This is a genomic window from Rathayibacter sp. AY1F4, assembly GCF_002931775.1.
In the GTDB taxonomy this organism is placed as follows: domain Bacteria; phylum Actinomycetota; class Actinomycetes; order Actinomycetales; family Microbacteriaceae; genus Rathayibacter.
Genome location: NZ_PSVE01000001.1, coordinates 100873 through 112785, shown reverse-complemented (window position 1 = coordinate 112785; position 11913 = coordinate 100873). Strand labels below are relative to the sequence as shown.

The following is an 11913-nucleotide window of genomic DNA, read 5'->3' as shown; positions in this document are numbered from 1 at the left end:
GATGGTTCCCGCGCCGACCCGGGCTGGTGGGGCCGATCAGGACTCGAAGGCCGAGGGCAGGTACTCGGAGACGTTGTCCTTGGTGACGACCGGCGCGAAGAGCTGGATCTGGCGCGGGACGCCGAGCGAGCTGGTGTCGGCCATCGACTTGTTCTGCTCGACGAGGCGGGCGAGCTTGATGCCGTCCGCGGCCTGGGTCGAGGGGTAGACGACCGTGGCCTTGACGACGGAGTCGTCGGCCTCGATCGCGCGCATCACGTTGGCCGAGCCGGCGCCGCCGACGAAGAGGAACTCGTCGCGTCCGGCGGTGTCGATCGCCGCGAGGACGCCGACGCCCTGGTCGTCGTCGTGGTTCCAGATGGCGTCGATCTTCGGCGCGGCCTGGAGGAGGTTGGCCGCGGCCTGCTCTCCGCCCTGGACGGTGAAGTCGGCGGCGACGCGGTTGTCCACGTCGAGTCCGCAGCCCTCGAGCGCGTCCGAGAAGCCCTGGCTGCGCTCCTGCGTCAGCGGGAGGGAGTCGATGCCGGCGATCTCGGCGACGACGGCGTCGGGGTTGTCGCCGAGCTCCTCGCAGATGTAGGTGCCGGCGCTGACGCCCATGCCGTAGTTGTCGCCGAGGATGGTCGACCGGGCGGCGAAGGGGCTGGAGAACTCGCGGTCCACGTTGATGACGGTGATGCCCGCCTCCATCGCCTGGGTGGCGACCTGCGTGAGCGCCGCTCCGTCGATCGGCAGGAGCACGATCGCGTCGACGCCGTCGTTGATGAAGGTCTCGACCTGGCTGATCTGGAGGTTGACGTCGTTGGTCCCCTCCGCGGTGCGGAGCTCCACGTCGTCGTACTTCTCGGCCTCGGCGATGGCGGCGCGGCTGACCGCGCCCATCCAGCCGTGGTCGGCGGCGGGAGCGGTGAAGCCGATGACGACGTTGTCGCCGGAGGCGTCGTTGTCCGAGGCGGCCACGGCGGCGGCGGTCCCGTCGGAGGCGGCGTTGCCGGTCTCGACCGGGGCGTTCGAGATGCAGCCGGTGAGCATCAGCGCGACGGCGCCGAAGGCGACGCCGGCCGAGCCGAGTCGGGCGGTGCGGGAGAGGCGGCTGCGGGTGAAGGGGCGTGCGGGCATGGAAGTGATCTCCTTCGATCGATCCGAGGGGTCCGAGGGCACACGTGTCCTGCGGAGAGGTGACCTGAGTGGTCGGGTGGGTTGCTGTGTGTGGAGGAGCGGGGCCGGAGCCCCGGGGTCAGGACTTCCTGCCGCGGGCGGCGAACCGCTGCTGCAGCAGGACGGCGGCGACGATGATCGCGCCCTTCGCGACGGCCTGAGTCGAGGTCGACATGTTGTTCTGTGTGAACACGTTGGTCAGGGTCGTGAAGATGAGGACGCCGAACACGGTGCCGACGATGGTGCCGCGGCCGCCGGCCAGCAGCGTGCCTCCGACGACGACCGCCGCGATGGCGTCGAGCTCGTAGAGGAGGCCGTTGGTCGAGCTGCCGGCGGTGGTGCGGGCGAGCATCATGACGGCGGCGATGCCGGCGGTGAGCCCGGCGAGGCCGTAGACGTACATGGTGTGGCGGCGGACCTTGATGCCGGCGAGGCGGGCGGCCTCGGGGTTGCCGCCGACCGCGATGGTGCGACGGCCGAAGGTGGTGCGGTTGAGCAGGATCCAGCCGGCGACGGCGACGACCACGAAGATCAGCACGAGCACCGGGATGCCGAGCACGTCGGCGCGGAAGAAGTCGAGGAACGGCGTGACCGTGACGACCTGCGTCTGGCGGTTCGAGATCAGCTCGGCGAAGCCGCGGGCGGCGACGAGCATCGCCAGGGTCGCCATGAAGGCGACGACCCGGCCGTAGGCGATCAGCGCGCCGTTGATGAGGCCGCAGACGAGGCCGACGACGACCGCGGTGAGCACGATCACCAGCCAGGAGGTGTTGGCCGCGTAGTACTGGGTCGAGACCGTGCTCGCCCAGACCGTCGCGAGCCCCATCACGGAGCCGACCGAGAGGTCGATGCCGCCGGAGGTGATGACGAAGGTCATGCCGATGCTCAGCACGCCGATGACGGCGGCGAGGCGGAGGATCGTGAGGACGTTGTCGACGCTGGCGAAGCGCTCCCCCGCGGTCGCGAATCCGACGATGCAGAGGATCACCAGCGCGAGCAGCAGCCCGACGTTGCGGCCGAGGGAGCCCTGCATGAGGCGGGCGATCCCGGAGCGGGAGTCCTTCGAGGGCACGCCCCCGGAGGAGCCTCCCGTCGCGGCCGACGCGTGACGGGCGGCGTCCTCCTGCGGACCGCCGATCGACGGCGACGCGGTGTCGAGCTGTCCGCTCACGCTGCACTTCCTTCCATGACGAGATCGAGCACGCGGTGCTCGTCGATCGAATCGGCCGGGCCCTCGTGGACCACGGCGCCGTCGGAGATCACGAGCACTCGGTCGGAGAGTCCGAGGACCTCGCCGATCTCGCTGGAGACCACGAGCACGGCGGCGCCGTTGGTCGCGAGGTCCCTGATCAGGGTGTAGATCTCGGCCCGTGCGCCGACGTCGACCCCGCGGGTCGGCTCGTCGAGCAGCAGGACGCGGCAGCCGCGCACGAGCCAGCGGGCGAGGAGCGCCTTCTGCTGGTTGCCTCCGGAGAGGGTGCGGGCGTCGCGGTCGACCCCGGAGGGCCGCAGGTCGAGGGAGACCGCCTGCTCGGCCGCCGCCGCGCGCTCGGAGCGCTCGTCGAGGAAGCCGCGCTTGGCGAAGCGGTCGAAGGTCGAGAGGGTGATGTTGCGGTAGACCGGCTCGTCCAGGAGCAGGCCCTGGCTCTTGCGCTCCTCCGGGCAGAGGCCGATGCCGGCGTCGACCGCCGAGGTGACGGAGCCGGCGCGCAGGCGCTTGCCCGCCACGCTGACCGTCCCGGTGGTGGCGCGGCGCGCCCCGTAGATGGTCTCGAGGATCTCGGAGCGGCCGGAGCCGACCAGCCCCGCGAGGCCGACGACCTCGCCGGCGCGGATCTCGAGGGAGACGTCCGAGAAGGAGCCCTGCAGGCCCAGCTTCTCGACCTTCAGCAGCGTCTCGGCCTCGACGTCGAGCTCCTGGCGGTCCGGGAAGACGTACTCGACGGCGCGGCCGGTCATCAGGGTGATGAGCTTCGAGGTGGGGGTGTCGGCGACCGCGAGGTTCTGCGCGACGGTCGCGCCGTCCTTGATCACGGTGATCCGGTCGCCGATGGCGCGGATCTCGTCGAGGCGGTGCGAGATGTAGACGATGGCGACGCCGGAGGCGGTGAGCTGGCGCACCACGTGGAAGAGGTTCTCCACCTCCTCGGAGTCGAGCACCGCGGAGGGCTCGTCCATGATGATGACCCGCGCGTCGTGCGAGAGGGCGCGGGCCATCTGCACGATCTGCTTGCCGGCGGCGGAGAGCGTGCCGACCTCGCGGTTCGGCGAGATCTCGGAGTGGCCGAGGCGCTCCATCAGCTCGCGGGTGATCCTCGTGGCCTTCGCCCGGGCGGTGAAGCCGCCGCGGGAGAGCTCGTGGCCGAGGAAGATGTTCTCGGCGACGGAGAGGCCGTCGACGACGTCGAGCTCCTGGTACATCGTCGCGATGCCCAGGGCGAGGGCCGCCGTCGGGGACGGGATCGTGACGACGTTCCCGTCGACGAGGATCTCGCCCTCGGTGGGCTGGTGGGCCCCGGCGAGGGTCTTGATGAGGGTGGACTTGCCGGCGCCGTTCTGGCCGAGGAGGCAGTGCACCTCACCGGGTCGGACATCGAGGTCGACGCCGTCGAGAGCACGGGCGCCGGGGAAGACCTTCACGATGCCGCGCATCTGCAGAAGCAGCTGCTGAGACTCGTCGGAGGTGCGGGGAAGAGGCTGTGCAGCAGTGCTGCGGGGGTCTGCGGTGACCATGCGGATGAAGCTACTTCCACTTACGTCGCGGGTCAAGCAAAAGTTCTGAACCGATTCGAAGGCGGTTCGGGTGATCGCCCAGTCGCCCGGGAGGCTTCCTGCTACCGCGTCAGGGCAGGGATCCGCGGGATTACGCGACATCTGACGGCGGCTGTTGAGACATTCCGTCCGTGATAGAGCGCTCTCCGAACCCTATGAACGTGCTCATGTCCGTGCAGCCCGGGCGCGTCGCCCCGGAGGGAGCCTCGCCGAGCGCGGTAGCGCCCGCGCCCCGACCCGTGGCAGGGTCGTACGGCCGACGAAAGGACGACGATGTCGAACGACCGAGCCCTGCGCGTCGCGATGGTGGGGACCGCCTTCATGGGCCGCACCCACTCGCACGCCTGGCGCACAGCCTCCCGCTTCTTCCCCCTCCCCCTCCGCCCCGAGCTCGCCGTGCTCGTGGGGAGCAACCCCGACTCGACCGCGGAGCGCGCCGAGCGGCTGGGCTGGAGCGAGGCCTCCACCGACTGGCGGGCCGTCATCGCCCGCGACGACATCGACCTCGTCGACATCTGCACCCCGGGCGACACCCACGCCGAGATCGCCATCGCGGCCCTCGAGGCCGGCAAGCACGTGCTGTGCGAGAAGCCCCTCGCCAACTCCGTCGAGGAGGCGGAGCGGATGGTCGCCGCGGCCGCCGCCTCCGGGAAGGTGGCGATGTGCGGCTTCAGCTACCGCCGCACCCCGGCCCTCGCCCTCGCGAAGCGCTTCATCGAGGAGGGCCGCCTCGGCGACATCCGGCACGTGCGCGCCCAGTACCTGCAGGACTGGCTGTCCGACTCCGAGGCGCCGCTGACCTGGCGCCTGCAGAAGGAGCGCGCCGGCTCGGGCGCCCTCGGTGACATCGGCGCGCACAGCATCGACACCGCCCAGTGGCTGACCGGCCGCGGCATCACCTCGGTCTCGGCGACGCTGCGCACCTTCACCACCGAGCGCCCCGTGCTCAGCGAGCAGGTCGGCCTCGGCGGCCGCGCAGGTGCCGACGCCCCGCGCGGCGCCGTGACCGTCGACGACGCCGCGGCCTTCACCGCCTCCTTCGAGGGCGGCGCCCTGGGCGTCTTCGAGGCGACCCGCGTCGCGACCGGCCGCCGCAACGCCAACCGGATCGAGGTGAACGGCGAGCTCGGCTCGATCGCGTTCGACTTCGAGCGGATGAACGAGCTCGAGTACTACGACGCCCGCGACCCCGAGGAGGCGCAGGGCTTCCGGCGCATCCAGGTCACCGAGCCGGCGCACCCGTACATGTCCGCCTGGTGGCCGACCGGGCACGGCATCGGCTACGAGCACCTCTTCACGCACCAGGTCGTCGACCTCGTCGAGGCGATCGCCGGCGGCACGGCGGTCACGCCCACCTTCGCCGACGCCCTCGACGTGCAGCGAGTCCTCGACGCGGTGGCCACCAGCGCCGGCGCGTCGTCCGTCTCCACGCCGGTCGCCCGCTGACCCGCCCGTCCCCTCCCCGCGAGATGCCGCTCCGGTACGCCTCCCCTGCGTGTCGCGTACCCGAGCGGCCTCTCGCGAAGGGGGACGGAGGGCTGGTGCGGGACGCGTTCGGCGCCGTGCGCCGATCCTGCGCCATAATGCGCCTATGAGCAAGAAGATTGACGCCGCGCATCGCGCGCTGGTAGACGCCCTCGACAAGCACGCCCGACTCGTCTCGGACAAGGAGTCGAAGCCGCGGAAGGTCGAACGGGCGGGAGCCGAGCTCCGCGCCGCGACGAAGGCGTACGCCGCGCTCGTGTCCGCGCGCACCGGCGCCGCGAGCCCCTTCGCCGACCTGGCCGACCCCCGCCTGGACAAGCCGACCATCGCGTCGCTCCGGGCCGAGCGCGACGCGATCGCGAAGCGGATCGCCAAGCACGAGGCGTCGGCGGGCGAGGACGGCGCGCTCGCGAGCTGAGCGCCCGGCGCGGCGCGGTCAGGCGCTGAGCTGCAGCCCCAGCGGTCTCGAGAGCTCGTGCGCGCGGCACGGCGCGATCCCGCGATGAGCGGCCGCCACGGCGCGCTCAGGCGGTGAGCGCGCGCCTCCGCTGCCTCCGAGTCGCCGTGTTACGCGCGGGTTCCGCGCGGGTCCGACCGCCTTCGTAAGGTGATCCCCGGGATCCGCGCAGTCGCGGCGCCGAGCGACCGGAGGCCGGTCGCAGCGCCGGCGGTGACCAGCACCGCCCGGTCGGTGCCGAGTGCCCGGATCCTCTCCACGGAAGGATCCCCACAGCCATGACCCTGCGCACCCGACTCCTCGCGACCTCCGCGATCGCCGCCTCCGCCGCCCTCCTCCTCGCCGGCTGCTCCGGCGCGGGCGGCGGCGACGACACCGTCCGCATCGGCGTGGTCGGCGCGAGCGACCCCTACTGGGCCACCTACGAGAAGGCCGCCGCCGACGCCGGGATCGACGTCGAGATCGTCGACTTCAGCGACTACAACCAGCCCAACCCCGCCCTCACCGAGGGCGAGATCGACCTCAACCAGTTCCAGCACATCGCCTACCTGGCGCAGTACAACACCTCGGCCGACGCCGACCTCGTGCCGATCGGCGCGACCGCGATCTACCCGCTCGGCCTCTACTCCTCGCAGTACGACGACGTCGCGGACATCCCCGCCGGCTCCACCGTCGCGATCCCCAACGACGAGACCAATCAGGCGCGCGCGCTGCTGGTGCTGCAGTCGGCCGGGCTCGTCGAGCTGAAGGACGGCGGCGGAGTGCTCTCGAACGTCGACGACGTCGAGTCCTCCTCGAAGGTGGAGGTCACCGCGCTCGAGGCCTCCCTCACCCCGACGTCGCTCCCGGACGTGGCCGCCGCGATCATCAACAACGACTTCATCGAGAACGCGGGCCTCAAGGCCTCGGACGCGATCGCCCAGGACGACCCGAGCGACCCCGCCTCCCTGCTCTACACGAACATCTTCGCCGCCCGGGCCGACGACGCCGAGAACGAGACCTACACGAAGCTCGTCTCGATCTACCAGGACAGCCAGGACGTGCTCGACGGCGTCTCGGAGCAGTCCGGCGGCACCGCGGTCTTCCTGAAGACCCCCGCCTCCGAGCTGGAGACCTCGCTCGAGTCCGCCGAGACCGACATCTCCGCCGCCTCCTGACTCCGGCACCCGCGGCACCGCGCCGGTCGGGTCCTCCGCTCGCGGAGCTCCCCACCGGCGCGGTCCCGCGCCTCCCCCGCAACAGAAAGGGCGCCCCGTGCCGCTCATCCGCATGACCGACGTGCGCAAGGTGTACCCCGGCGCAGGGCGCGGCGCCGCCCCGACCGCGGCCGTCGACGGCGTGAGCCTCGAGATCGAGGCGGGCGACGTCTACGGCGTGATCGGCTACTCCGGCGCCGGCAAGAGCACGCTCGCGCGCCTCGTCAACGCCCTGGAGCCCGCGACCAGCGGCAGCATCGAGATCGACGGCCGCGAGACCGTGGGCCTGCCCGAGCGCGAGCTGCGCCGGCTGCGCCTGGGGATCGGGATGATCTTCCAGCAGTTCAACCTGTTCGGCTCGAAGACCGTGGGGCAGAACGTCGCCTACCCGCTGCAGGTCGCGGGCGTCCCGCGCGCGGAGCAGCGCGCCCGCGTCGACGAGATGCTCCGCTTCGTCGGCCTGAGCGACAAGGCGCGCAGCCACCCGGAGCAGCTCTCGGGCGGGCAGAAGCAGCGCGTCGGCATCGCCCGCGCCCTCGCCGCCTCCCCGCGCATCCTGCTGGCCGACGAGGCCACCAGCGCGCTCGACCCGGACACCACCGGCGAGGTGCTCGCCCTCCTCCGCCGCATCAACGAGGAGCTGGGCGTCACCATCGTCGTGATCACCCACGAGATGGACGTGGTCCAGCAGCTCGCGACGAAGGTCGCGGTGATGGAGTCGGGCCGCATCGTGGAGCGCGGGCCCGTCTTCGACGTGTTCTCGGCCCCGCGCGAGCCGGTCACCCGCCGCTTCGTCTCCACGGTCGTCCGCTCGGTGCCCTCGCCCGCGGAGGCGGCCGTGCTGCGCGCGCGCCACCGCGGCCGGCTGGTCACGCTCTCGTTCTCGGACGACTCCGCCTCCCAGGGCGACGTCTTCGCCGAGGTCGCGGCCGCCGGCGTGCCGCTCGAGCTCGTCTACGGCGGCATCACCGACGTGCGCGGGCGGGCCTTCGGCCACCTCACGGTCGCCCTCGACGCGCCGGACGGCGTCGTCGACCCCCTCCTCGCCCGCCTCGGCGAACGCGTCGCCCTCACGGAGGTGCCCCGATGAACGAGCTGATCCCGCTCCTGCCCAAGCTCGTCCAGGCGACCGGCGAGACGCTCTACATCGTCGCGCTGAGCCTCCTCTTCGGCGGGCTCGGCGGACTGCTGATCGGACTGGGCCTCGCGCTCACCCGCGGCGGCGCCCTCTACGCGAACCGGGTGGTCTACGGACTGCTCAACGTGATCGTGAACGTGTTCCGGCCGATCCCGTTCATCATCTTCATCGCCGCGGCCCAGCCGCTGGCCCGGCTGGTGGTCGGCTCCGGCATCGGCACGGACGCCATCGTCTTCACCCTCTCGCTCGGCGCCGCCTTCGGCATCGGGCGGATCGTGGAGCAGAACCTGCTGACCGTGCAGCCCGGCGTGATCGAGGCGGCGCGGTCGGTCGGAGCGAGCCGATTCCGGATCGTCCGCACGGTGCTGCTGCCGGAGGCGCTCGGTCCGCTGATCCTCGGCTACACGTTCGTGTTCGTCGCCGTGATCGACATGTCGGCGGTCGCCGGCTACATCGGCGCCGGCGGGCTCGGCAACTTCGCGATCCAGTACGGCTACCGGCAGTTCGAGCCGGTCGTCACCTGGGCCGCGGTGCTCGTGATCATCGTGATCGTGCAGCTGGTGCAGCTGCTCGGCAACGTGCTGGCCCGGCGCGTCCTGCGCCGCTGAGGCCGCCCCCCGCACGAACGCGAGACGCCACTCCGGTACGCGACACGCAAGGGTCGCTGTACCGGAGTGGCGTCTCGTGGAGGCCCGTCCGCCGGGGCGGGAGGCGTCAGTAGCGCGGCTTGCGCTCCGGGCGCTCGCTCGAGCGGCTCGGGCCGCTGGGGCGTGCGCCGCGGTCGGCGCCGGCGCGGCTCGGACGGCGGTCCGGCTTCAGCTCGATCAGCTGGCCGCTGATGCGGGTGTCGGCGAGGCGGTCGAGCACGTCCTGGGGCAGGTCGGCCGGCAGCTCCACGATCGAGAAGTCCGGGCGGATGTCGATGTGCCCGAAGTCACCGCGGTTGAGGCCGCCCTCGTTCGCGAGCGCGCCCACGATCTGGCGGGGCTCGACGCGCTGGCGGCGGCCGACCTCGATCCGGTACGAGGCGAGGTTGCTGTTCGCCGGGCGCTGACGGCGCTCGGGACGCTCGCCGCGGTCGCCGCCGCGGTCGAAGCGGTCGCCGCGCTCGGGTCGGTCGCCGCGGTCGGGCCGGGAGTCGCGGTCCTCGCGCTCGCGACGGGCGAAGCGGGGGTCGTCGGGCGAGAGCAGCAGCGGCTCCTCGCCCTGCGCGACGATGGCCAGCGCGGCGGCGACGTCCGACTCGACCACGTCGTGGTGCTCGACGTAGTGGCCGATGATGTCGCGGAAGCGCTGCAGGCGCTCGGTGTCGGCGAGCGCGGCGGTGATCGCGTCGTCGAAGCGCGAGAGGCGGGTGACGTTGACGTCCTCGACGCTCGGCATCCGCATCTCGGTCAGCGGCTGGCGGGTGGCCTTCTCGATGGCGGCGAGGAGGCGGCGCTCGCGCGGCGTGACGAAGCTGATCGCCGCTCCGCTGCGCCCCGCGCGACCGGTGCGGCCGATGCGGTGGACGTACGACTCGGTGTCGATCGGGATGTCGTAGTTGACGACGTGGCTGATGCGCTCGACGTCGAGGCCGCGGGCGGCGACGTCGGTCGCGACGAGGATGTCGAGCTTGCCCGACTTCAGCTGCTCGACGGTGCGCTCGCGCTGGGCCTGGGCCACGTCTCCGCTGATCGCCGCCGCGGTGTAGCCGCGGGCGCGCAGCTTCTCGGCCAGCGTCTCCGTCTCGCTCTTCGTGCGGACGAACACGATCATGCCCTCGAAGTTCTCGACCTCGAGGATGCGGGTGAGCGCGTCGACCTTCTGCGGGTACGACACCATCAGGTAGCGCTGGGTGGTGTTGACGGAGGTCGTGGTCTTGTTCTTGACCGTGATCTCCTCCGGCTCCTTCAGGTACTTGCCCGAGATGCGGCGGATCTGCGCGGGCATCGTGGCCGAGAACAGCGCGATCTGCTTCTCGACGGGGGTGTCGGCGAGGATCGTCTCGACGTCCTCCGCGAAGCCCATCTTGAGCATCTCGTCGGCCTCGTCGAGAACCAGGAACTTCAGCTGCGAGAGGTCGAGGGTGCCCTTCTCGAGGTGGTCCATGATGCGGCCGGGCGTGCCGACGACGACGTGGACGCCGCGGCGGAGCGCGGAGAGCTGGGTGCCGTAGCCCTGGCCGCCGTAGACGGGGAGGACGTGGACGCCGCGGAGGCCGGACGCGTAGCGCTCGAACGCCTCGCAGACCTGCAGCGCGAGCTCGCGGGTCGGGGCCAGCACGAGGGCCTGCGGCGTCTTCTGCGAGACGTCGAGGCGCGAGAGGATCGGCAGCGCGAACGCCGCGGTCTTGCCGGTGCCGGTCTGGGCGACGCCGAGGACGTCGCGGCCGGAGAGGAGGGACGGGATCGTCGCGGCCTGGATGGCCGAGGGCGTCTCGTAGCCGACCTCCTTGAGGGCCTTGAGGACCGGGTCGGAGAGACCGAGGTCGGAGAAGGTGAGCGTGGGGGCGCTCTCGGAAGCGGTGTCGGCTTCGGGGGCGGAATCGGGGGTATCGGTGGACGCCATGGTGCAACGGTAGTGCTCCGGCGGCGCCGCCGTCCGAGGGAACCCCGAACGCTCGGGCGATCCCGACCCTCCGGAGGCGCCTCGAGCGCCCGTCACGGGGTGAAGTCGAGCAGCACCTTGCTCGAGCGCGAGGCGTCGCGGGCGAGCTCGAAGGCCTCGAGCGCGCGCTCCAGCGGCACCACCTGCGTGACCACCGGCGCCACCGCGAGGCTTCCGTCGGCGAGCGCCGCCAGCACCTCGTCGATCTCGTCGACGAAGCGGAAGGAGCCGATCAGGCGCAGCTCCCGGGTGATCGCGAGCGAGATCAGGGCCGGCTGCTCGCCCGAGGGGAGGAGTCCCACCATCACGACGGTGCCGCCGCGGGCGGCGCCCCGGACGGCCGAGGCGAGGCCGCGCGGGCTGCCCGAGGACTCGAAGACGACGTCGGCCGCGACCTCGGCGATCGCGTCGGCGTCGGTCGCGCGGATCGTCCGGGTCGCGCCGACCGCGCGGGCGATCGCGAGGGGCTCCTCGGCCAGGTCGACCGCGACGATCTCGGCCGCCCCCGCCCGCTTCAGCACGGCGACGATCAGCGCTCCGATCGGGCCGCTGCCGATCACCAGCGCGCGCCGTCCCGACACCTCCCCCGCGCGGGACACCGCGTGCCAGGCGACGCCCGCCGGCTCCGCGAGCGCCGCCTCCCGGAGCCCGAGACCGGCGGGCAGCTCGCGGAGCATGCGCGCCGGCAGCACCGCGTGGCGGGCGAACGCGCCCTGGGTGTGCGGCATCCGCGCGGCGCTGCCCAGGTAGGTGCCCTCGGTCGCGAGGTTCGGGCGCCCGTCTGGCCACTCGCCGCGCGCGGTCGCGGGGTGCACGGCGACGGCCGCGCCGACCGGGGGTCCGGAGCCGTCCGCCGCTGCCTCGACGACCGTGCCGACCACCTCGTGGCCGAGCGTCAGCGGCTCGCGGAGGATCGACTCGCCCGCGGCGCCGTGCGTCCAGTAGTGCAGATCGGAGCCGCAGATCCCGCCGTACGCGACGGCGACGAGGGCCTCGCCGGGGCCGCGCGGCGCGAGCGGCGCGTCCTCGACGCGGAGGTCGCCGGCGGCGTGGACGACGACGCGGGTGGTGGAGGCGGGGACGAGCGCGGTCATGCGGGTTCCGTTCGGTGGGTCGAG

The 11913-nt window shown here is 72.4% G+C and carries 10 protein-coding genes; 5 read left to right on the top strand and 5 right to left on the bottom strand.

Features of this window, described 5'->3' with window-relative positions; all coding sequences use genetic code 11:
• Positions 1–36: 36 nt before the first annotated feature.
• The 3 genes from C5C59_RS00485 to C5C59_RS00475 form a co-directional block, all read right to left on the bottom strand.
• Positions 37–1119 carry a substrate-binding domain-containing protein gene (locus C5C59_RS00485; RefSeq protein ID WP_104237945.1) on the bottom strand — a complete coding sequence of 361 codons (1083 nt, stop codon included), beginning with the start codon at positions 1117–1119 and terminating at the stop codon, positions 37–39.
• Positions 1120–1237: 118 nt separating this feature from the next.
• A complete protein-coding gene (locus C5C59_RS00480; RefSeq protein WP_068256795.1) occupies positions 1238–2191 on the bottom strand; it encodes an ABC transporter permease in 954 nt (317 codons plus the stop codon).
• 134 nt (positions 2192–2325) lie between these two features.
• Positions 2326–3810: a sugar ABC transporter ATP-binding protein gene (locus tag C5C59_RS00475; RefSeq protein ID WP_219812427.1), complete on the bottom strand. Its 1485-nt coding sequence runs from the start codon at positions 3808–3810 to the stop codon at positions 2326–2328.
• A gap of 393 nt (positions 3811–4203) precedes the next feature.
• Between C5C59_RS00475 and C5C59_RS00470 the strand changes: the two genes are divergently transcribed.
• From C5C59_RS00470 to C5C59_RS00450, 5 genes are all read left to right on the top strand, one after another.
• The gene (locus C5C59_RS00470) at positions 4204–5376 is read left to right on the top strand and encodes a Gfo/Idh/MocA family protein (protein WP_104233530.1); all 1173 of its coding nucleotides are present in this window, start codon (positions 4204–4206) and stop codon (positions 5374–5376) included.
• Positions 5377–5521: 145 nt separating this feature from the next.
• Positions 5522–5833, top strand: coding sequence for a hypothetical protein (locus tag C5C59_RS00465; RefSeq protein WP_104233529.1), 312 nt, complete (start codon positions 5522–5524; stop codon positions 5831–5833).
• A 317-nt stretch (positions 5834–6150) separates the two neighbouring features.
• A complete protein-coding gene (locus C5C59_RS00460; RefSeq protein ID WP_104237943.1) occupies positions 6151–7029 on the top strand; it encodes a MetQ/NlpA family ABC transporter substrate-binding protein in 879 nt (292 codons plus the stop codon).
• Between the two features lie 97 nt (positions 7030–7126).
• The gene (locus tag C5C59_RS00455) at positions 7127–8158 is read left to right on the top strand and encodes a methionine ABC transporter ATP-binding protein (protein WP_244229504.1); all 1032 of its coding nucleotides are present in this window, start codon (positions 7127–7129) and stop codon (positions 8156–8158) included.
• On the top strand, positions 8155–8814 hold the full coding sequence (locus tag C5C59_RS00450; protein WP_104237942.1) for a methionine ABC transporter permease: 660 nt from the start codon (positions 8155–8157) through the stop codon (positions 8812–8814). The genes C5C59_RS00455 and C5C59_RS00450 overlap by 4 nt, the downstream gene beginning before the upstream one ends.
• Before the next feature lie 106 nt (positions 8815–8920).
• Here C5C59_RS00450 and C5C59_RS00445 read toward each other — a convergent pair whose 3' ends face one another.
• Together C5C59_RS00445 and C5C59_RS00440 are read right to left on the bottom strand one after the other, a co-directional pair.
• Complete coding sequence (locus C5C59_RS00445) at positions 8921–10756, bottom strand: DEAD/DEAH box helicase (RefSeq protein ID WP_104237941.1); 1836 nt, start codon at positions 10754–10756, stop codon at positions 8921–8923.
• 92 nt (positions 10757–10848) lie between these two features.
• The gene (locus C5C59_RS00440) at positions 10849–11889 is read right to left on the bottom strand and encodes an L-idonate 5-dehydrogenase (RefSeq protein ID WP_104237940.1); all 1041 of its coding nucleotides are present in this window, start codon (positions 11887–11889) and stop codon (positions 10849–10851) included.
• Positions 11890–11913 lie beyond the last annotated feature (24 nt).